Annotated in this window: 18 protein-coding genes; 11 read left to right on the top strand and 7 right to left on the bottom strand. The window is 63.1% G+C overall.

The genetic code is table 11. The features are described 5' to 3' along the window. Positions 1 to 628: 628 nt before the first annotated feature. Entirely contained in the window at positions 629 to 1,930 is a 1,302-nt protein-coding gene (locus ACI2KK_RS20925) for an Nramp family divalent metal transporter (RefSeq protein WP_404670402.1), read from the top strand. Between the two features lie 48 nt (positions 1,931 to 1,978). On the opposite strand, the gene ACI2KK_RS20920 is transcribed toward ACI2KK_RS20925, so the two are convergent. Next, positions 1,979 to 2,848 (bottom strand): DMT family transporter, encoded by an 870-nt coding sequence (locus tag ACI2KK_RS20920; RefSeq protein ID WP_404670401.1) that lies wholly within the window; start codon positions 2,846 to 2,848, stop codon positions 1,979 to 1,981. Between the two features lie 121 nt (positions 2,849 to 2,969). Between ACI2KK_RS20920 and ACI2KK_RS20915 the strand changes: the two genes are divergently transcribed. The 4 genes from ACI2KK_RS20915 to ACI2KK_RS20900 all read left to right on the top strand — a co-directional run bounded on the left by ACI2KK_RS20915 (position 2,970) and on the right by ACI2KK_RS20900 (position 6,732). Next, a complete protein-coding gene (locus tag ACI2KK_RS20915; RefSeq protein WP_404670400.1) occupies positions 2,970 to 4,352 on the top strand; it encodes a PLP-dependent aminotransferase family protein in 1,383 nt (460 codons plus the stop codon). A 517-nt stretch (positions 4,353 to 4,869) separates the two neighbouring features. Next, entirely contained in the window at positions 4,870 to 5,397 is a 528-nt protein-coding gene (locus ACI2KK_RS20910; RefSeq protein WP_404670399.1) for a DUF3455 domain-containing protein, read from the top strand. 103 nt (positions 5,398 to 5,500) lie between these two features. Next, positions 5,501 to 6,049, top strand: coding sequence for a sigma-70 family RNA polymerase sigma factor (locus ACI2KK_RS20905; RefSeq protein WP_404670398.1), 549 nt, complete (start codon positions 5,501 to 5,503; stop codon positions 6,047 to 6,049). Continuing rightward, positions 6,046 to 6,732, top strand: a complete 687-nt coding sequence (locus tag ACI2KK_RS20900; RefSeq protein ID WP_404670397.1) for an anti-sigma factor domain-containing protein — start codon at positions 6,046 to 6,048, stop codon at positions 6,730 to 6,732. The genes ACI2KK_RS20905 and ACI2KK_RS20900 overlap by 4 nt, the downstream gene beginning before the upstream one ends. A gap of 295 nt (positions 6,733 to 7,027) precedes the next feature. On the opposite strand, the gene ACI2KK_RS20895 is transcribed toward ACI2KK_RS20900, so the two are convergent. Further along, the gene (locus ACI2KK_RS20895) at positions 7,028 to 7,357 is read right to left on the bottom strand and encodes a hypothetical protein (RefSeq protein ID WP_404670396.1); all 330 of its coding nucleotides are present in this window, start codon (positions 7,355 to 7,357) and stop codon (positions 7,028 to 7,030) included. 181 nt (positions 7,358 to 7,538) lie between these two features. Here ACI2KK_RS20895 and ACI2KK_RS20890 point away from each other — a divergent pair, with 181 nt between their 5' ends. The 4 genes from ACI2KK_RS20890 to ACI2KK_RS20875 all read left to right on the top strand — a co-directional run bounded on the left by ACI2KK_RS20890 (position 7,539) and on the right by ACI2KK_RS20875 (position 11,952). After that, positions 7,539 to 7,901 (top strand): hypothetical protein, encoded by a 363-nt coding sequence (locus ACI2KK_RS20890; protein ID WP_404670395.1) that lies wholly within the window; start codon positions 7,539 to 7,541, stop codon positions 7,899 to 7,901. Between the two features lie 78 nt (positions 7,902 to 7,979). Further along, positions 7,980 to 8,504 carry a sigma-70 family RNA polymerase sigma factor gene (locus ACI2KK_RS20885; RefSeq protein ID WP_404670394.1) on the top strand — a complete coding sequence of 175 codons (525 nt, stop codon included), beginning with the start codon at positions 7,980 to 7,982 and terminating at the stop codon, positions 8,502 to 8,504. Continuing rightward, the gene (locus tag ACI2KK_RS20880) at positions 8,497 to 9,456 is read left to right on the top strand and encodes a FecR family protein (RefSeq protein WP_404670393.1); all 960 of its coding nucleotides are present in this window, start codon (positions 8,497 to 8,499) and stop codon (positions 9,454 to 9,456) included. Before ACI2KK_RS20885 ends, ACI2KK_RS20880 begins: the two co-directional genes overlap by 8 nt. 72 nt (positions 9,457 to 9,528) lie before the next feature. Next, positions 9,529 to 11,952 (top strand): TonB-dependent siderophore receptor, encoded by a 2,424-nt coding sequence (locus ACI2KK_RS20875; protein WP_404670392.1) that lies wholly within the window; start codon positions 9,529 to 9,531, stop codon positions 11,950 to 11,952. Positions 11,953 to 12,199: 247 nt separating this feature from the next. On the opposite strand, the gene ACI2KK_RS20870 is transcribed toward ACI2KK_RS20875, so the two are convergent. After that, positions 12,200 to 12,499 (bottom strand): MafI family immunity protein, encoded by a 300-nt coding sequence (locus tag ACI2KK_RS20870; RefSeq protein WP_404670391.1) that lies wholly within the window; start codon positions 12,497 to 12,499, stop codon positions 12,200 to 12,202. A gap of 255 nt (positions 12,500 to 12,754) precedes the next feature. Here ACI2KK_RS20870 and ACI2KK_RS20865 point away from each other — a divergent pair, with 255 nt between their 5' ends. After that, positions 12,755 to 13,348, top strand: coding sequence for a GNAT family N-acetyltransferase (locus ACI2KK_RS20865; RefSeq protein ID WP_404670390.1), 594 nt, complete (start codon positions 12,755 to 12,757; stop codon positions 13,346 to 13,348). Then, positions 13,345 to 13,704 (top strand): cupin domain-containing protein, encoded by a 360-nt coding sequence (locus tag ACI2KK_RS20860; RefSeq protein WP_404670389.1) that lies wholly within the window; start codon positions 13,345 to 13,347, stop codon positions 13,702 to 13,704. Before ACI2KK_RS20865 ends, ACI2KK_RS20860 begins: the two co-directional genes overlap by 4 nt. A 167-nt stretch (positions 13,705 to 13,871) precedes the next feature. Here ACI2KK_RS20860 and ACI2KK_RS20855 read toward each other — a convergent pair whose 3' ends face one another. The 4 genes from ACI2KK_RS20855 to ACI2KK_RS20840 all read right to left on the bottom strand — a co-directional run bounded on the left by ACI2KK_RS20855 (position 13,872) and on the right by ACI2KK_RS20840 (position 20,910). After that, positions 13,872 to 14,621: an SDR family NAD(P)-dependent oxidoreductase gene (locus tag ACI2KK_RS20855; RefSeq protein WP_404670388.1), complete on the bottom strand. Its 750-nt coding sequence runs from the start codon at positions 14,619 to 14,621 to the stop codon at positions 13,872 to 13,874. Further along, positions 14,621 to 15,043, bottom strand: a complete 423-nt coding sequence (locus ACI2KK_RS20850; RefSeq protein ID WP_404670387.1) for a MerR family transcriptional regulator — start codon at positions 15,041 to 15,043, stop codon at positions 14,621 to 14,623. The genes ACI2KK_RS20855 and ACI2KK_RS20850 overlap by 1 nt, the downstream gene beginning before the upstream one ends. Positions 15,044 to 15,120: 77 nt before the next feature. Continuing rightward, entirely contained in the window at positions 15,121 to 20,217 is a 5,097-nt protein-coding gene (locus ACI2KK_RS20845) for an AAA family ATPase (protein ID WP_404670386.1), read from the bottom strand. A 42-nt stretch (positions 20,218 to 20,259) separates the two neighbouring features. Next, a complete protein-coding gene (locus ACI2KK_RS20840; RefSeq protein WP_404670385.1) occupies positions 20,260 to 20,910 on the bottom strand; it encodes a response regulator transcription factor in 651 nt (216 codons plus the stop codon). Positions 20,911 to 20,958: the final 48 nt, after the last annotated feature.

The raw sequence follows: 20,958 nt of genomic DNA, 5'->3' as shown, positions 1-20,958 counted from the left end.
AGCCGGCTCTCATAGAACAAACTACAACTCATTGATTTAACACAGTCCCCGTGGGAAGCGGCCTTGTGTCGCGATGGGCTGCGTAGCGGCCCCAAGGCCTCGGCCCCATGCAAAATTGCCGGGGCTGCTGTGCAGCCCATCTCGACCGGACGGCGCCCCGGCAAGGCCGCTTCCCACAGAGACCGTGGCGCATTTGCGAGACCAGTTCTCTGCGCGACAGCGCAGCCCGAAAGGGCTGGGTGATCTCCTACAGAAAAATCACAACGCTTTGATTTAGCGGAGATTCTGTGGGAGCGGCTTCAGCCGCGAACACCGGCGAAGCCGGTGCCATCTACTGCGGTGCCTGGCACCGGCTACGCAGGTGTTCGCGGGCAAGCCCGCTCCCACAGGGATCGCACCAGCTTTTAGAAGTTGAGCAAGACAGTTACTCCCAAAGGGGGCGTGGCGCGTCTGCGAGACCCTCTCTCTGCAAATGCGGTCCCTGCAGGGGCCGGCTTGTCGGAGCACCCAACCAACACCCTCACCCCGCAACATCGCGAAACATCCAAGTACAACTTTTAGTTGTACGACATCCTATCTGACATGCTCGAATACCCCTGCTCTCACGAATAAAAACAACGGAGACACCATGTCGAGCATTCCTTCTGTCGAGGGCAAAGCTGCCGCAGCCCCTCAAAACCGCCTGTCTAAGCTGATCAAGCTACTCGGCCCCGGCATCATCGCCGTGCTCTCGTGGCTGGGCGCAGGTGATCTGATAACCTCCTCCGTCGCCGGCGCCAACTACGGTTACGCCATGATGTGGGTACTGGCCGTTTCACTGTTGCTGCGCTACCTCATCGTCAACATCATCGCGCGCTTTCAGCTGTGCAATAACCAGGGCATGACCATCCTGCAGGGCTACGCGCAACTGCACCCGGTGTTCGCCTGGTTCATGCTCGGCTACGCCCTGCTGATGGGCCACCTGATGAACGCCTACATGATCAAGGGCGCCGGCGAAGCGCTGGCCATGCTGCTGCGCACCGACTACCCGTTGCTTTGCTCGATGGCGGTGGTGCTGGCGGTGTGGCTGCTGGTGGGGCGCAACATCTACGCCATGATCGAGGGCGTGATGAAGGTGTTGCTGGCGGTGATGACCCTGGCGTTTCTGGCCTTGGCGCTGATGTCCGGCCCCGACGTGGCCGGCATCGTCAAGGGCACCATCGGTTTCAGCATCCCTGCCGATGAAGGGGTGCATGGCGCGCTGCTGGTGGCGGTGTCGGTGATCGGCGCCGTGGCAGGCTCGGTGGCCAACTTCGTGCACCCTTATGTGATGCGTGAAAAAGGCTGGGTCGGCCCACAGCACAAGCGTATCCAGCGCAACGACCTGCTGTTTGCGGTGTTCGTCGGTATCGTCATCAACCTGGCGATCTGGATCGTCGGTGCTGAAATCCTGCGGCCCAACGGCATCGAGGTGAAAACCCTTGGCGACCTGGGCAAGGCGCTGGAGATGTTCTTCGGCCCGATCGGCTGGTACATCTTCTTCATCGGCGTGTTCGCCACCTTGTTCGCCAGCATTTCCGGCAAGACCACGGCGTTCCCCATGCTGATCACCGATGCCTTCCAGCATGTGAAGCCAGGGCGGCGCGAGCGCTATGGCAAGGAGTTCCACCACGACCCGATGCACAAGTGGTTCATGCTGTTCATCCTGGTGACCCCGCTGGTGTGGTCGATCCCGGGTATGCCCGACTTCGTCACCCTCACCATCGGCGTCAGCGCCCTGAACATCATCGGCCTGCCGGTGATCTCCCTGGGCCTGCTGATCATGTCCAACCAGAAATCCCTGCTGGGCAAGCAGTACCGCAACAACTGGTTCGAGAACATCGCCCTGGCCTTCGCCACCGGCCTTGCGCTGTGGGTCGCCTTCCAGCTGGCGGTCGACCTGATCGCTTAAAAACTGCAGGCAGCCCCGGCGCGTCATCGCCGGGGTTGCCCGTACCCACTACCGGGCATACCTCCTGGCCCCGGCCACACAGGCCACAGCCCCCAGCGTCACCACCAGCATCATCCAGCTCACTTGCTCGTGCAGCAGCAAGGCTGCCAGGCCCAGCCCGATGAACGGCTGAACCAGCTGCAACTGGCCCACAGCCGCAATGCCCCCCTGCACCAGCCCCCGGTACCAGAACACAAAACCGATCAGCATGCTGAACAGCGACACGTAGCCAAAGCTGAACCACGCCGGGGCGCTGACCTTGGCGAAGGCATCGAGCGCTGGCAGGTTGACGATGCTCAGCAGCAGCATGAACGGCAAGGCAACCAGCAAGGCCCAACTGATCACCTGCCAGCCGCCCAGTGTGCGCGACAGCCGCGCCCCTTCGGCATAGCCCAGCCCGCACACCACCACCGCCGCGATCATCAACAGGTCGCCCAGCAGCGACGCCTCTGCGCCATTGCTCAAGGCATAGCCTGTGACCAATCCGGCACCTGCCAGCGAGAACAACCAGAACAGTGGCCGGGGCCGCTCCCCGCCGCGCAGCACGGCAAAGCCTGCGGTACACAGTGGCAGCAGCCCGACAAACACAATCGAATGGGCCGAGGTGACATGCTGCAGGGCCAGCGCCGTCAGCAGCGGGAAACCGATGACCACGCCCAGCGCGGTGATGGCCAGTGACGGCAAAGCCGCGCGCGCAGGCCAGGGCTGGCGCAGCACGATCAGAAACAGCGCCCCCAGCAGCGCAGCGATCGTCGCCCTGGCGCAGGTCAGGAAGGTCGGTTCGAAGGCGGTCACTGCCACGCGGGTTGCCGGCAAGGAGCCGGCAAAGATGGCAACGCCGATAAAGCCGTTGACCCACCCGCTCGTTGATTTTTCCATGGTCATGTCCTTGATGAGCAGGGGTTCAGTACAGCACCCACAGGCTGCCCAAGGCCATGTACAATCCCATACACTTTTACCGAACTGTTATGCAAACAACTCCAGCACAGTTGAGGGTGCGATGAAACGGCACGGCACGCGAATTCAAACAGTCATGGCCGAGATCCAGTCCAGGATCGCCTCGCGCACCTACACGCCAGGCGCGCGCGTGCCCTCGGTTCGGGCCATGGCCCAGGCCATGCAGGTCTCGGTGTCCACCGTGCTCGAGGCCTATGAACGGTTGATGGCCGAGGGCGTACTCAGCGCCCGGCGGGGCTCGGGCTTTTATGTGGCCGGGCCCGTGGCGCCCTTGGCACTGACCGAACTCGGCCCGCGGCTGGACCGTGACGTCGACCCGCTGTGGATCTCGCGCCAGGCCCTGGAAACCTCCAGCGATGCGTTGAAGCCAGGCTGCGGCTGGCTGCCGGCGTCCTGGATGTTCGAGGCCGGCATGCGCAAGGCGCTGCGCAACGTTGCCCGGCTCGACACGGTGCAACTGGCCGAGTACGCCTCACCGCTCGGGCACCCGCCGCTGCGCCAGTTCCTCTCGCGCCGGCTTGCGGGCATCGGCCTGCAGGCCCCGCTGGAGCAAATCATGCTCACCGAGTCCGGCACCCACGCCATCGACCTGATCTGCCGTTTTCTGCTGCAACCGGGTGACACGGTGCTGGTCGACGACCCCTGCTACTTCAATTTTCACGCAGTGCTCAAGGCGCACCGGGTCAACATCGTCGGCGTACGCTACACCGCAACCGGCCCGGACATCGATGCCTTCGCTGCCGCCCTACTCGCCCACGCACCGCGGCTGTACATCACCAATTCCGGCATCCACAACCCCACTGGGGCCAGCTTGTCTGCGGTCACCGCGCACCGGCTGCTGAAACTTGCCGACAGCTCCAGCCTGGTGATTGTCGAGGACGACATCTTCGGCGACTTCGAAAACACCCCCGCGCCACGGCTGTCCGCCTTCGATGGCCTGGCCCGGGTCATCCAGATCGGCAGCTTCTCCAAGACCGTCTCGGCGTCGATTCGCTGCGGCTACATCGCCGCTCCCAGTGAGTGGATCGAAAGCCTGGTCGACCTCAAGATCGCCACCACCTTCGGCGGCGGCCGCCTAGCGGCGAACATCATCCACCAGGCCATTACCGATGGCGGGTACCGCAAGCACATGGAAAGCGTTCGCCAGCGCCTGGCCGAGGCCATGGACAGCACGGTCGCCAGGCTTCAGGCCATTGGCATCAAGCCCTGGATGGTGCCCCAGGCTGGCATGTACGCCTGGTGCCAACTGCCTGAGGGCAAGGATGCTGCCGCGCTGGCCAGGGCCTGTTTGAGCGAGGGGGTGGTGCTGGCGCCCGGCAATGCGTTCAGCCAGTCGATGACGGCAGGCGACTTTCTGCGGTTCAACGTGGCTCAGTCGGGGGATGCCAGGATTTACGAGGTGTTGAAGCGGGCGCTGAACCTGTAGGAGATCACCCAGCCCTTTCGGGCTGCGCTGTCGCGCAGAGAACTGGTCTCGCCAATGCACCACGGACTCTGTGGGAGCAACTGTCTTGCTCAATTTCTAAAAGCTGGTGCGATCCCTGTAGGAGCCGGCTTGCCGGCGATCACTGGCGCAGCCGGTGCCAACTTTAGCCTGTGCAGGCCCTATCGCCGGCAAGCCGGCTCCTACAGGTACGGCACTGACCTGAAGCTTATGCGATCCCTGTGGGAGCGGCTTTAGCCGCGAAGCAGGCACCGCGCTAGATGGCACCGGCTTCGCCGGTGTTCGCGGCTGAAGCCGCTCCCACAGAATCTTCGTTAAATCAACGATTTGTGATTTGTTCCATAGGAGCCGGCTTGCCGGCGATGGGGCCCGGACAAGCCACGCAAGGCAGTAGTCAGCAATATTTTTCCATCCAGCGCATCCAACCCGCCCATTGGCGGGTATTGCTGATGGGCGGCCTGTGACTGCCCATCCAACTGACCTGTCAGGAGCACTACCCATGAGCCTCAAACCCTCCGCCTGCCTGCTCGCCTGCAGCCTCGCCCTGGCGCTGCAGCCCGCACACGCCCAATCCGCGCTGCCAGAGGCGGTCAAGGTCCCCGATGGCCATCGCGTCTTGCTCGAGACCGTCGGCGTCGGCCAGATCACCTACCAGTGCCGCGACAAGGCCAACACCCCCGGGCAAACCGAATGGACCTTCGTCGGCCCCAAGGCGGTGCTCAATGACCGTGCCGGTAAACCGGTAGGCGACTACTTCGGCCCACCGGCTACCTGGCAGGCCAAGGATGGCTCGAAAGTCACCGGCACCCAGCTGGCGGTGGCGCCGGCGGGCAAAGGCGCCCTGCCCTATCAACTGGTCAAGGCCAACCCGGCCGAAGGCCAGGGTGCCATGCAAGGCGTCAGCTACATTCAGCGCCTGGCCACCCGCGGCGGCGTGGCGCCGGCAAGCGACTGCACGGCGCAAAACAAGGGCACCGAGCAGGTCGTCCAGTACCAGGCCGACTATGTGTTCTGGACAGCCAAGTGAAGGGCACTTGAGCGGACACCTTGCAAAGGTTCATCTACGCTCGTTGGCAAGCCCCCGGCTCGATGGCCGGGGTACCTTGCACAAAACAAGGAAGCCGCACACGTTGGACGCGCCTGTCTCCCCCTTCGACTTCGACCGTTGCCTCAAGGCCTGCGCCCAGGGCGACCGCCAAGCCCTGCAGGCGCTCTACGATCACGAAGGCGCGCGCCTGCTGGGTGTTGCCCGGCGCATCGCGCGTGACAACGCCACGGCAGAAGATATCGTCCACGATGCGTTCATCCGCATCTGGACCCGCGCTGCCAGCTTCGACCCGGCGCGCGGCTCGGCGCGGGGCTGGATCTACAGCATCACCCGCCACCTGGCGCTGAATACGATCCGTGATACGCGCTGTGAAACCGTGCTGGATGACGCCGACATCGACACGCCAACCGCATTGCACGAGCGGTACGATGACAGTGCCCTCTGGTCAGGCTCGGCGAAAATCTACCGTTGCCTCGAACAACTGCAGCCCGCCCCCCAGCGTTGCATCCTGCACGCCTATGTGGACGGCTGCAGCCACGCCGAAATCGCCGGGCTGCTGGGTGCGCCATTGGGCACCGTCAAGGCCTGGATCAAACGTAGCCTGAAGGCGCTGCGGGAGTGCCTGGAATGAACCCGCAGACTGCCGAAGCACTGGACGCCCTCGCCGGCGAGTTCGTGCTGGGGACCTTGTCGTCGCAGCAACATGCCGCAGTGGCCGAGCGTCTGGGCACCGACCCGTCCTTGCGCGCCGCGGTGGATGCCTGGGAGGCACGCCTGCTGGAGCTGACCGCGCTGGCCACTGCGCAGCCACCGAGCGCCCGCCTGTGGGGCCGTATCCAGCGCAGCCTGAATGAACTGGCCGCCCCCCCGGTCAGCTGGTGGCAGCGCCTCGGCCTGTGGCAGGGGCTGAGTGCTGCGGGGCTGGCCGCAAGCCTGTTGCTGGCATTCATGCTGCTGACCACACCCCCGCCCACCACTCAATTCGTGGTAGTGCTGGTGGCGCCGAGCAGCCAGGCCCCCGGCTGGGTGGTGCAGACCAGCGACAGCCGCATGATCGAGCTGATCCCGCTTGGCAAGGATGCCGTCCCCGAAGGCATGGCCCTGCAGTTCTGGACCAAGGGCGAGCAGTGGCGCGCACCGGTTTCGCTAGGCCTGGTCAAACCTGGTGAACCCTATCGTGTTCCGCTACAAAGCCTGCCACCGCTGGAAGCCAATCAGTTGTTCGAGCTGACACTGGAGAAATCCGGCGGCTCGCCTACCGGGTTACCGACGGGGCCGGTGAAGTTCATTGGCCGGGCGGTGAAAGTGATATGAGGCTGCAAGCACGGGTTGCGGTGGTTGATTGCGGTTGTCCACGAGGGCCTGCTATCGGCCCATGGCTGCCAGTGAGTCATGCGCTCCCTCCTGTAGGAGCGGGCTTGCCCCACGACCACGGGCATAGCCCGTGCCAGACGACGCCTTTTCATGGACTGGCCAATTCGCGGGTCAAGCCCGCGCCTACAAAGCCCTGCGACAATAATGGGTCACAACCAGACGCTCGTGTATAACGGCTTTCGCCCCAAATCCGCCTTGCAAATAGCACGGAGATTGACCGGTGGCAGCCCGGGCCTCAGCCTCTTGATCTTTGTCGACAGACAAGCTTACGTGCCCTGTGGCGTCTAGATTGAGACAGCGTCCGATCCTCGGCGCCATGAGTCAAAAGCGTGACCAGTTCGGGATCCATCGGGAATCCAACCTCCAACCATTTGAGCGCTAACCCCGCCCAATAGTCGGAATGTGACGTCAGCGCTGTAACGACTAGCGGCTGCAACGCTATGTTGGCTGGCAGTGTGCATTTTTCTGAAAGGGCTTTTACCGCATGGGGCAACTCTTGCGCAGCCTCTTCTAACGGTTTCTCCAGCAACGGCAGCAACCAAACATAGGTGAAATCCTCGCTCATCTTGAAATACCTTGGTAATGCAGATTTTCGTGGTTCTCGCAAGCGGCAGCTCTGGATCGTTAGCTGCCTGCCGTGGATGGCTGTTATCGACCCCTCGCGGCCCCTCAGATGGAAGCCCCAGCCCTGTACGTTTAAGCTGCGTGTTTCTGCAATGGATACGCAAGTGGCGGGCATGAGGCTTATGGCAGACTTCTCCGAAATACACCAACGTTTGAACAACCGCCGATTCACGGTTGCCAACAACACCCAAGGGCTATCGGGCACCGGAACGGTATTTCGTTACGTTGTCGACGGTGAGGCTATCACTGGAACCTACCAAGGCGGCCGGATCCGCATCGGCAACCAGGTTGGTCGCGTGACGGGTACCAACACCATCGAACTGCTTTATCAGTGCGTGACCACCGAGGGTGAGATTCTTGCTGGTTGGTCGCGCGGCGTGGTGAGCCAAGACCATCACGGGCGCACGACACTTCACTTTGTCTGGGGGTGGTTGTCCGGTGCGACGGGTGGAGGGGAGTCAAGTTACGTCGAGCTTGTCGACTAGCCAGGCCGTTGACGAGGACATGGCGAGGGCCAAGCAAAAGTGATAATTTAGATTAATTCTCATTTGCAGCTAATCGTCATGGACCGACCTCGATCAACCTCTTCCGACCCCATTGGCGAGCTGTACGCAGGGCACCATCACTGGTTGGTGGCATGGCTGCGGCGTCGTCTGCAATGTCCTCATCAGGCCTCGGACTTCGCCCAGGACACGTTTTACCGTGTACTCACCGCTGGGCAGTACGACCCTCCGCGTGAACCTCGCGCGTTCCTTGCCACGATTGCGCGCCGTATCTTGATCGACAACGGTCGCCGCATGCGGCTGGAGCAGGCTTACAGGGAAGCGCTTGAATGCAGTGTCGAGCATATGGAGCAGGCGTTCCCGCCCGAACAAATCCTGCAGGCCATAGAGCTACTCGAGCGTATCGACCAGGAGCTGTCACGCATGAAGCCCAGGGTTCGTGAAACCTTTATCCTCCGTCATCTTGAAGGCTTGCCCCAGGATGACATCGCACGCCGACACGGCATCTCGGTGAGGACTGTACAGGCCGACCTGGTCGAAGCCATGTTGGCCTGCGACGCCGTCATGGAGGTGAGCGATGGCTGACAAGACTGTCGATTCGGTCCTGCGGGAGGCAGCGCAATGGTTGGTGCTCCTCGATAACCAGGTCGACGCGCAACTACAGGCGCAATTCCAGGCATGGGTGAGCGCGGCCCCTGAACATGCGGCAGCAGTCGCCCGCTTGCAGGGGCGCATGAGTTCGTTGCAGCAACTGCCTCGTCAGGCTGCCGGGAAAGCCTTGCGCCGCGCACCGCGCGCACCTATGGCCAACAAGATGCAGGCCCTAGCCTTGGCGATCGCACTATTGCCAGTGGCGTGGATCACCACGACCTGCTGGCAACAGGGCTATCTGCTGGCGGACCTGAGCACCTCTGGGGGAGATTGGCTCGATCGCCGACTGGACGATGACAGCCAGATTCACCTGGACGGGGGCTCGGCGGTGAACGTGCACTTCGACGCAGGTGAACGAAGGATCGAACTGTTGCGCGGCGAAGTGTTGGTCGACGTGGCCAAGGATCCTCGCCCATTCCTGGTCGTCACTGCGCACGGCAGTGTGCGGGCCCTTGGCACGCGCTTCACGGTGGAGCGGCAAGACGACTCGACGCAAGTGACCATGATTGAGTCGACCACCGCCATCAGCAGTGCCGGTCATGTGTTGAAGCTGACTGCCAACCAGCGCGTACGCCTTGCTGCACAAGGCCCGGGTAAAGTTGAACAGGTGCAGGCAGACGCCCTTGAACAGGCTTGGCGCAAGCACCAGTTGCTGGCTGAAGATCAGCCGCTGAGCGATGTGCTGACGCGCTTATCGCGTCACTACCCGGGTTTGCTGTTGGCCGATCATGATGCCCTCGCAGGGCTGCGTGTGACGGTCATGCTGCCGCTGGATGATCCACGCCAGGCACTGCGGCTGCTACAACGCACCTTGCCGATTCAGGTCAGCCAGTACACCCCTTGGATCACCCGCGTGACCCTGAAGCATGATGCCGGGAGGAAATAGTTTCAATTATCATTTCGTGTTTTCGTATTTCGTCCGTCCTCCCATGGCCAACACCATAGGAGTATCGAAAACATGAACTCGCCGATTCGAGCGCTGCCGCGCTCTACCGCGCACGGCCTCTGCCTGGCAGTGCGTCTGGCACTGTGTACGGCACCGCTGGCGGTACCAGCCAGCGCCCTGGCAGAACAAGCAGTGCAGCGCTATGACATCGCCGCTGGCCCGTTGGGCGAAATACTGGGTCGTTACGCCCAGGCCAGCGGCACCCCCATCTCTTTCGAGTCCCACCAGGTACAAGGCTTGACCAGTCCCGGGGTGCGAGGCAGCTTCACCACCCAAGGCGGTTTTGCCCAAGTGCTATCGGGCTCGGGGCTGGTGGCGAGTCCAACGGCAGATGGTTATCAGCTGCAGCAGACCTCACCGGGTACAGGCGCACTCGACCTCGCGCCGATCACCATTTCCGGCAGTGCACCCGGCGCGATTACCGAAGGCACCAATTCCTACACCACGGGTTCGACCAATACGGCGACCAAGCTCGCCCTGAGCCTGCGGGAAACACCGCAGTCGGTGACGGTGATAACCCGTAAGAAGATGGACGACCAGAACATCCAGAACCTGGACGATATCGCGCGCACGGCGACAGGTATCACCCTCACCAAGATCGGTACCGACCGCTCTACGTATTACGCACGCGGCTTCGAAATCAGTGACCTGCAATATGACGGCATTCCGACCAACATCTCGGAAAACTACTCCATGGACGTCATGTCCACTTCGAACATGGCCATCTATGACCGCGTTGAAATTGTACGCGGCGCCAACGGCCTGATGCAGGGTACGGGCAATCCATCGGCGGCAATCAATCTGGTGCGCAAGCGGCCGACCCAGGACTTTCGCTTGGGAGCGGAGCTGGGTGCAGGCTCCTGGGACAACTACCGCAGCCAGGTAGATGTTTCCGGACCATTGACCGACACGGGTAACATTCGCGGCCGCGCAGTGGCTTACTACAACAACGCCAACAGCTATAGGGACGGCTCCGAGCGAGACAACCAATTGCTGTATCTGGTCACAGAGGCGGACCTCAGCGAAGCCACCGTGCTGACAGTAGGCGCCAGTGTCCAGAAGGACAACCAGAACGGCTATGACTGGGGCGGCTTGAATACCCGCAGCGACGGTTCCTTCTATCCACTTTCGCGTTCCACCAACCTCAACGGCAAGTGGGCCCACCTGGACCGCAACAACTACACGCTGTTCGGCGATGTCACGCACAACTTCGACAATGAGTGGAAGTTGACCCTGGCCATGAACGCGATCTGGTCGAGCGCCGACTTTCTCTCCGCGTACCCGAACCGGGTAGCGGGTGACAACTACCGCATGACCGTCTCCCAGGCCGACTACGAAGACACTCAGTTCGCGCTGGACCTCTATGCTACCGGGCCCTTCGAGCTGTTCGGGCGCAAGCACCAGTTGATGCTGGGGGCCAACAGCCGCCAGGACGAGTTCGACGCTGTAATCAAGAGCGCCACCAATAACCCCACGATCAACATCACCGACTTCGACTACAGTGCGCTGCCCAGCCCCATCCTGAATGCCATTGGCTCGGACTATAACTACAAGCGCAAGGAGCGCGGCCTGTACGGAGCCTCGCGCTTCAGCCTTACGGATGGCCTTAGCCTGATCCTCGGTACGAGAGTGAGTTGGTCGGACTACGAGGTGGCCAGCCCCTTCACCAATGATCAATACCGGGAGAATGGCCGGTTGGTGCCCTACGCCGGGCTGGTACTGGACCTGGACAAGCACCACACCTGGTATGCCAGCTATACCGAAATCTACAAGACCCAGAGTTATTACGGTGTCGGCAACACCTTGCTTGACCCGATCGAAGGCGAGAATTACGAAACCGGCATCAAGGGTGAATACTTCGATGGCCGCCTGAACACCTCGTTGGCCATTTTCCAGACCGACCTGGAGAATATGCCCGAGGCGCTGTCGGTGTCGCCCACCTGTGGCGTTACCGGTACCAGCAAGTGCTATGAGGCCGGCGCGAAAGTGCGTAACCGCGGCTTCGAACTAGAGATTGCAGGCGAGCCATTGGCGAACTGGAACCTCAGCGCGGGGTACACTTACAGCGATCCCGAGTATGTTGCCGGCAGCAACAAAGGCTCGGACTACTACCGCAAGATCCCGCGGCGCCTGCTTAAGGTGTCGACGGACTACCGCTTGCCCGGTGCGCTCGACCAATGGCGTGTGGGTGGCGATGTGTATGCCCAGAGCCGCACTGCTGCCGATGTGAGCGGATACGATATCAAACAAGGTGGCTACACCTTGCTCAACCTGCACGCGCATTATCAAATCAACCAACAGTTCAGCGTGCAGTACAACCTCAACAACGTCCTGGACAAGGTTTATTACCAGTCCTTGCCAACTTCAAACAACTTCGGTGGTCTGTACTACGGTGACCCGCGCAATTTTGCGGTCACGCTACGCTACCAATATTGAATCAAGTCTGGGGTAAGCATTCAGGTCCGGATTGAACCGCTGCGCACAAGCAGCTTCATTGCTATGACTCTGTCATTCGCTTTTTCGTAGCGGCTAAACGCCGGTGTCCTCAGGCCGGGTAATTTCAGTCGAGCGCCCGCGTTTGGCCGAAAGCGGCATCTGGCGGACGTCCGCTTTGGGTCGAAAGCGGCCGATCACAAAGGCCCGCTCTCGCCCCAAAACTGACCTTCAGGTACGCAAAATTCTGTCACCTCGTGAATGGTACCCCCAAGGTTTTTGCAATCCTGGCTAGCACCTCCAGACACTCTTCAGAAACAACCAGCGGTGGTTCGTCAACCATGTAGAGCAGGTGTTCGAACGCAACGCCGGCCTCGTTGTGATCAACATAATCAAGAACGATTTCTCCCCCATCCCGTAAACCTGTTTGAGCCAATGCATGGTCTTGCGGTACTGGGCCGAGCTGTTCGTATGCCGTGGACATCAGCGTCGTGATTTCCTCAAGTGCCTCAACAAAATCGGCCCTCAAGTCGTTGCCAAGCTGGCTCATAACAAACATTCCTTAGATTCTGATGACCTGGGCTCACATCGCCCCACCCTCGCCTCACAACTTCCTGCGACTGCACGATCGACTTGCCAAGGCCTGAGCCATAAGGCGGTGCCTTTACGCATGGAGCAACGTCGCACCTCGTACCGACGGTGTTCGCCCTGAGCATGCTGCCAACCGCTCAACCCGCCTACCCTGCCCCCTGTCAAAGGCGCAATCCTTGAAAACCAACCACCCGATCCCACGGAAGCACCCTGCATGCCTATCGAGTTCAGACCCGCTCAAGCCTCGGACGCGCACGATATCGCGCGGTTCTTTCAACTGACCTCGGAGGGCATGGCCGATTACATCTGGAGCAAGCTTGCCGCACCGGGTGAGGCATTGCTGAGCGTCGGTGCCTCTCGCTACGCCCGGGAACAGGGCGACTTCTCCTACAAGAACTGCCTGATGGCCACTTGCGAAGGGCGCGTGATCGGCATGATGCATAGCTATGCCCTGCACGACACGCCTGACCGGCCTGCCGAGACCGACCCGGTCCTTGCGCCCTATGCCGACATGGAAATACCCGACACCTTGTACATCTCCAGCCTTGCCCTGGACGAGGCCTGGCGCAGCCAGGGGTTGGGCGTCGAGTTTCTGCGCCACGCCCAGCAGCGCGCCGACGCCGCAGGCCTGAACGGGCTATGCCTGATCGATTATGCCGAAAACCACGGTGCCCGCCGCTTCTACCAACGCCACGGCTTTCAGATTGTTAAAACCTGCCAGATCGTTGCGCACCCGATGCTGGGCGTAACCGGTGAAGCCTATTTGATGTATCGCCCTACCCAACCCGTGCTCGAGAAAAAATCATGACCAAGAAACTGACCGTGTTCCGCGAACTGGATATCCAACCGGTGCGCGACCTTCCCTTTTTTGAAGAGGTGCTGCAAGGCTCCCCTCATACGCTGACCTCCAAGTACTATCACGATGAACAGCAAGGTCGTATTTCCGGTGAATGGGAAGCCAGCGTCGGCGCATGGCGCATCGACTACAAGGTGTGGGAGTTCTGCCATGTGCTGAGTGGTTGCTGCGTCATCGAGCTTGAGGGCTGCGCCCCCGTTACGCTGGCTGCTGGCGACACGTTCATAATCGAACCGGGCGCCAAGGGCAAGTGGACTGTGCTGGAAGACATGAAGAAGAACTTCGTGATCCTTTTGCCCGCGAGCTAGGCACGGGGCCGGCGGGCCGCAACAGATGGCTTTGCGGCGGCGACTGCCTTGTGTCGCCTGTACCGGCCTCATCGCCGGCAAGCCGGCGCCTACAGGTACGGCGCCGGCCTGCTGGTTTCAAGCAATTGAAAAGCCGGCCTGATAGCTGTGAGAGCGGGCTTACCCCTTCAAAGCTGCGACAACCCGCCATCGACGCAAAGGTCAACGCCGGTGATGAAACTGCTGTCATCCGAAGCCAGGAACAACGCCGCATTCGCCAGCTCTTCCGGGCGGCCAAGGCGGCCGAGTGGGATCACCTGCGCCAGCTGCTTTTCGAAGGCACCGAACTGCGCCTCGCCGATACCCATCTTGCCGATGATCGGGGTCAGCACCGGGCCCGGGCTCAGGCAATTGACGCGGATGTTCCGGCCCTTGAGTTCCGCCGCCCAGCTGCGGGCGAACGAGCGCACTGCAGCCTTGGTCGCGGCGTACACCACATGGGCCTCGAGCGCCTTCAGGTGGGCGATGGATGACACCAGCACGATGGCGCCGCCATCGCGCAGCAGCGGTAACGCCTTCTGGATGGTGTAGAAGACGCCCTTGACGTTGATGTCGAACTGTTCGTCGAACTGGCGCTCATCGACCTGCTCGCCGGCCGCCGGGCGAATGATGCCGGCGTTGGCGACCAGCACGTCGAGGCGGCCGTAGCGCTCGCCCACCTGCCGGTACAAGGCATCGAGTTCCTCCAGCCGGCTGGCGTCCGCGCAAATGCCACGGGCCTGATCACCGATCAGCCCGACCGCCTCCTGCAGTGCTTCCTGGCGGCGCCCGGTAATGACCACCTGGGCGCCCTCCCGGGCGAAGCATTGGGCAGTGGCCAGGCCGATACCGCTGTTGCCGCCTGTAACCAGGGCGACCTTGTTTGCAAGCTTTCCCATCATTTCTCCAGCATCAGTTGCCTATGAACCGGTTGTGGAGGCCGCAAATCGGGGGCCCGTACCAGGCCGTCCTGCACCGGCAGATAACGCCCGATCTTCTCGACCAGGCGTTCACGGCGCTCGGCCAGCTGAGCCTGCAGCGCATCCAGGGCAACCAGCTTTTCCATGTGCTGCTGCAGGCAGGCCAGAAAGCCCTCGCTGTCCTCTTCCTCCTCCAGAAACTGCAGCAGGCCGTGGATCTGCCGGGTGCTGAAGCCGCACTCGAGCAGCTCACGCACCCACAGCACGCGTTGCACCATGGAGGGGGCGTAGTCGCGATAGCCGTTATCCAGCCGCGACGACTCAAGCAACTGCCGCGCCTCGTAATGGCGCAGCGCACGTGTACTGACGCCGGCACGCACGGCCAGCTCTCCGATTTGCATAAAACCTCCAATGAAGGGAAGGCTAAGGGCTTGACGCTAGTGTCAAGGTCAAGCCTTTTTCAGCGCCCCATACGCTTTCAGCCGCCCGGCGCAAGGTGCGCCGGCAAGGTGAACTGCAACACAGCGCCAGGCCCTTGCCCGGCACTGGCCGCAAAATGCCCGCCGTGGCTTTCGATGATCGAGCGGCAGATCGACAGCCCCATGCCCAGGCCAGTGGCCTTGGTGGTGTAGAACGGCTCGAACACCTGCTCGAGGTTTTGCGCGACGAACCCGGGCCCACTATCCGCCACGCTCACCCGCACACCGTCCTGGTCGATGGCCGTGCTGATGCGCAGGGTGCGAGCGCCTTCAACCTCCGCCATGGCTTCCAGCGCGTTGAGGATCAGGTTCAGCAGCACTTGCTGCAGTTCCACCCGGTCGGCCAGCACCTGCGCCAGGCCCTCAGCGAGCTCGGTGTGCACCTGTGCCCTGCCCCGGGTAGCCTCGCCACGGGTGAACTCGACCATCTCCAGCACCACGGCGTTGATGTCCACCACTTGCTTTTGCGGCGGGGCCTTGCGGATCAGTTCGCGAATACGGCCCAGAACCTGCGCCGCACGGTTGGCATCCTTGATGATCCGCCCCAGCCCCAGGGCGACCTCATCCAGCACCGGTGGCTGCGCGCCCAGCCAGCGGATGGCGGCATTGGCATTGGTGACCGTGGCGGCGATCGGCTGGTTGACCTCATGGGCGATCGAGGCGGCCAACTGGCCCATGGTGGCGACACGGTTGGCATGGGCCAGTTCGGCCTGTACCTGGCGGTTCCTGGCCTCCCGCTCAGCGACTTCGTGATACAGCCGGGCGTTTTCAAGGGAGATGGCGGCCTGCGAAGCGAGCAGGCGCAGCACCGCGATACGCGCAGGGTCGAACACCCCGGCACTGAGGTTGTTCTCCAGGTACAGCGCGCCGACTAGGCGCGACTGGTTGCTCAGCGCCAGGCACAGCAGCGAGCGGGCCTGGCAGCGGTGGATGTAGTCGTCGGCCATGAACGCTGCATCCGCCATGGCGTCGTCCAGGCACAGGCTTTGCCCGGTGTGCAGCACCTGGTACAGCACCGATTCGGCCAGCAAGCTACTGCTCACCGGTTCATTGCAACGCACCACGTCACCCTCCCCCACGCTAGCCTGGGCGACGATACGCGGCTCACTGCCGCCACGGGCGCGCACCAGCACGCCGCGTTCGGCACCGGCCTGTTCGATGGCCGTGCGCAGCACCTGGGTGATCAGCTTTTGCAGGTCGACTTCACCCGACACGGCCTGCGACACCTTGAGCACCGTCGCCAGGTCCAGGTGCTCGACCGGGGTGGCGATGGTGGCCGTGGGGCCAGGTTCCGGCTCGACATTGCGCAAGTAACGGTGGCGGCTGTCGAGCTGGCGCACCTTGCCTTCGGCCCCCCAGCGCAGGTAGCCATAACGCGCATCGCGCAGGTACACCCGGGCAATTCTGGCCAGCCCGCGGCTGCCATAAAAACGCGAGGCCAATTCGTTGGCCAGCGCCTCCACATGTACGAAACCGCTGTCGCGCGCCAGTTGAATGGCCTGCTCGTAAAGGTGCTCGGCGTCGACCAGGCGCCCCTCCAGCCGGGCGATTTCGGCCCCGAGCAGCACCTGCCGGCTGGCGAAGGTTGGCGCACACTGCTGGGCCCAGACCTGCATCACAGCATGGTGCTCGGCCAACGCCTGCAAGGTGGCGTCATCAACGCCCTGCCCGGCCGCCAATGTCAGTGCCGCGAAGAAGTGGTACTCGGCCTCCTCGAAAAACGCCGCGGTTACCCATTGCAGCGCCTTGGCCTGCGCCGCACAGGCTGCAGCCGCCTCATAGTCACCTGCCAGGTAACGCGCCTGCAGCTTGCGCACCCAGTATTTACCGGCGGCCAGGGCAAGGTCCGGGGCCGCGCTCAGATGCTGCTCGAACTGCGCCTCGTTGAAGTGTTCGTCGTCCAGGCAACCGAAAACCGCGGTTTGCCCACGCAGCGTGCGGATCAACGCCAGCTGCGTGTTCATGAAGTCGATCACCAGCCCGAAATGCACTTTCTGCGCGTAGGCCAGGCCCTGCTCTGCCTCTGCCTGCATGCTGCCCAGCGGCTCGCCACTGAACAGCTGGTCGGAGATCAGGCCGTTGCCGACGTAGGCGGCATACGGCAGGTCTCCGACCCGGTTGGCCGCGACGAAGGCCCGGTGCAGCAGCTCGCGGCACTCGCTGACCGGGCGCGTCCAGCGCACCACGAACATCGAGAAGCACAAGAAGGTGTTGGCTTCGAAACGTTGCAGGCCGCGCTGCTCGACCAGGTCGCAGGCCAGGCGCCCAAAGCGGTAGCCGGTCTGGTAGTCGCCGTAGCGGCGCGACACGCGCCCGATGTTGGCGTAGAGCATGCAAGAGGCATCGCAATTGCCGAAGGCAAGGCTCAGGCTCACCGCCTTGCAGATGGTCAGGCTGGCCAGGTTGGCATTGGTTTGCACGGCAGGGGCGAACAGCTTGCACAACACATCCAGGGTGGCCAGGGTGGTCGCGTCCTCCATCAGCGGCAGGTCGATCAACTGCTCGATGCTACGCTCGCCCAACAGCCGGGCAATCTGGTCATATTCGCCGCGTACCTCGTCATCCTCAGGCTGCGCGACCCAATGAATACCCACCTGGCGCAACCAGGCAAGGCAAACCGCCACCGCGCGATCGCTGCGGTCGAGCATCAGGCAAACGTCCATGTGCAGGCACGCCACCGCGACGCCTTCAGCGGCGCTCCTGGCACGTAGCGCCAGGCCAATCAGGCGCTCATCGGCGCTGCCCAGCTGGCCTGTGAGGAACTCGCATTCAGCCAGGTTCAGCGCCAGGGCAAAGCTCAGTTCGTGGGGGTGAGCGGCACACGCCCCCTCCAACAGTTGCTCCCCCGCCCCCAGGTAGGCCAGTGCCGAACCATAGGCCGACGCGGCCTTGGCCCGGCGCCCGGCCAGCAAGTTGAGCTGCGCCAGTTGCTCGCGCTCGGCACGGGCTTCGATCAGCGCCGCGCCGCGGTTCAGTTGCCCGACGATCTCGAAGATGGCTTCCTCAAGGTGCCGGGCCTGCACCCGCCCGGCCAGCAGGCGGCCGATACGCAGGTGCATGGCCGCGCGGTCCTGCTCGGCAATCAACGAGTAGGCCGCCTCATGGATGCGGTCATGCACGAAGCTGCAGCTCCCCTCCTGCAGCGCCACCAGCTCCAGCCGCACCGCGGCCCACAGCACCGCCTGCACCCGTTCCAGCGGCACGCCCAGCACAAGGGCAAGGGTTTGTGCCTGCGCCACGTTGCCCAGGCAGGCCAGTTGCTGAAGCGCCTGGCGGGTGGCCAGCGGCAGGCGCGCCAGCTTGCCCACCATCAGGTCGACCACATTGTCGGTGTAGCCCTTGGCATGGATGCGCTGCGAGTCCCAGCGCCAGCGCCGGGCAGCAGGGTCGTAGGCGAGCAGCGACTCCTCGGCCAGTGCCTGGAGAAACTGGATGACGAAAAACGGGTTGCCGGCGGTCTTGTCCTGCACCAGCTGGGCCAGGCCCATCACGCTGGGCGCCGGGCAGTGCAGCGACTCGGCGATCAGCTGTTCGATGTGCGGGCGCGCCAGCGGTGCCAGGCGCACCTCGTGCACCGGTGCCCCGGCCCTGCGAATCGCCTGCAGCCTGGCGCTCAACGGGTGGTGGGCATCCACCTCGTTGTCGCGGTAGGCGCCCACCACCATCAGGTAGCGCAGCTCCGGGTGAGTGAGCAGGTCTTCGAGCAGCTCGAGGGTGGCTGCGTCCAGCCACTGCAGGTCGTCCAGAAACAGCGCCAGCGGGTGCTCGGCGCGGGCAAACACCGCGATAAAGCGCCGCAGCACCAGGGAAAAGCGCCGCTGCGCCTGTTGCGGGTCCAGCTCCGGCACCGGCGCAGGCTCGCCGATGATCAGCCGCAGCTCGGGTATCAGGTCGGTCATCAGCCGTGCGTTTGGCCCGCAGGCTGCCAGCAAGGCCGCGCGCCACCCGGCCAGCACCTCGCTGCTTTTGCCAAGCAGGGTGCGCACCAGCCCCTGAAACGCCTGTACCAGCGTGGCGTACGGGATATCGCGCTTGTACTGGTCGAACTTGCCACTGGCAAACAGCCCGCGCGGCGGTACCAGCACCTTGTGCAGCTCGTTGACCACCGAGGACTTGCCGATACCTGAATAACCGCTTACCAGCACCAGTTCCGGCACGCTGCTGCGGACCATGCGGGTGAAGGCATCTTCGAGGATCTGCACCTCGCGTTCGCGGCCGTAGAGTTTTTCCGGGATCAGCAGCCGGTCGGGGGTGCCTTGCTCATCCAGGCTGAAGGCCGTGATGTGCAGGCTTCGTTGCCACTCGGCAAGGCAGCGGCGCAAGTCGTGCTCCAGGCCGGCGGCGCTCTGGTAGCGATCTTCTGCGGTCTTGGCCAGAAGCTTCATCACCAGCTGTGACAACAGCGGCGGCACGGTGGCGACCCGTTCGCAAGGCGGCAATGGCTTGCGGGCGATGTGGCAGTGCACCCACTCCATGGGGTCTGTGGCATTGAAGGGCAAGGAGCCGGTGAGCATCTGGTACAGGCTCACCCCCAGCGCGTAAAGGTCGCTGCGTGAGTCCACCGAACGGTTCATCCGCCCGGTCTGCTCCGGCGCCATGTACGCCAGGGTACCGGCGATGGTCTCCGGCGGCTCCGGCGCCTGCCGCTCGCGGGGCACCCGCGAGGCAAGGCCGAAACCGGTCAGGCGCACCTGGCCATCGTCACAGCCCACCAGCACATGCTGGGGTTTGAGGTCCTTGTGCACCAGCCCGGCCAGGTGCAGGCGGCCCAGGGCAACGCTGATTGCCAGCGCCAGCTCCAGGCAGGTTTCGATGCCCAGCGGCGACACCAGCAAGGCCGACAAGGGCTGCCCGCCGGGGTCGCCCAGCACCAGCCGCGGCTTGCCATTGATGCGCTCCAAGGCCTGGGGCTGCAGCGCCCAACTGCCGTCGAGCTGATCGCGCAGGCCGTATTCATGGGCCAGGCGGTCGACGGTGGCCGGCGATGGCTGCTCGTTGGCCGGTCGCATCAACAGCACACAGCTGCCATCTGCGCGCCGCAGCCGGCAAAACTGGCGATCGCCGTCGTTCCACAGGACTTGCTGTTTGCCAGGCATGGGTACAGGCCCCATCAACGAGTTGGAAAAATGCGCGCAGCGTCAGACTGTGCGCCGCAACGGCTCGACACCCAGTGCCTCGGCCATGCGCACCAGGTCGGCGACCGAGCGCGCGCCGAGTTTTTTCATCATCTGCCCGCGATGCACCTTGACCGTGACTTCGCTGAGGCTCAGCTCAGCGGCGATCTGCTTGTTCATCAGGCCGGCGATGACGAACGCCAGCACCTGGCGCTCCCGCGGCGTCAGTGCCTCGAATGCGCGGTTCAATGCCACTGCGGCCTGCTCGCCGGCCAAACGCTCGCGGTCGCGTGACAGGGCATTGGCCACCGCGTCGAGCATGTCCTGATCGCGAAACGGCTTGGCCAGAAAGTCCACCGCCCCCGCCTTCATCGCCTTGACCGACATGGCGATGTCGCCATGCCCGGTCATGAACACCACCGGAATGCGCACCCCGCCCTGCTCCATCTGCGCCTGGAACGCCAGGCCGCTCTCGCCGCGCAGGCGCACGTCGAGCACCAGGCAACCGGGCACGGCCTTGCGCGGGAAGGCCAGAAAGTCCTGGGTGCTGGCAAAGCCTTGCACCTGCAGGCCGACCGAACGGAACAGCCCGTCCAGGGCCAGGCGCATGGACTCGTCGTCATCGACGATGTACACCACCGGCTCGTTCGAGTCGTGCGTGCCCTGTAAAGCCATGTGCGCTCCTTGAAGCGTTACGCCGCGTGCGGTTGGCAGGTGAAAAAA

It is taken from the genome of Pseudomonas sp. NPDC089406 (genome assembly GCF_044900265.1).
GTDB lineage: Bacteria > Pseudomonadota > Gammaproteobacteria > Pseudomonadales > Pseudomonadaceae > Aquipseudomonas > Aquipseudomonas fakonensis.
Note: the sequence above shows the minus strand (reverse complement) of the source record. Positions and strands in the feature narration are given on the sequence as shown.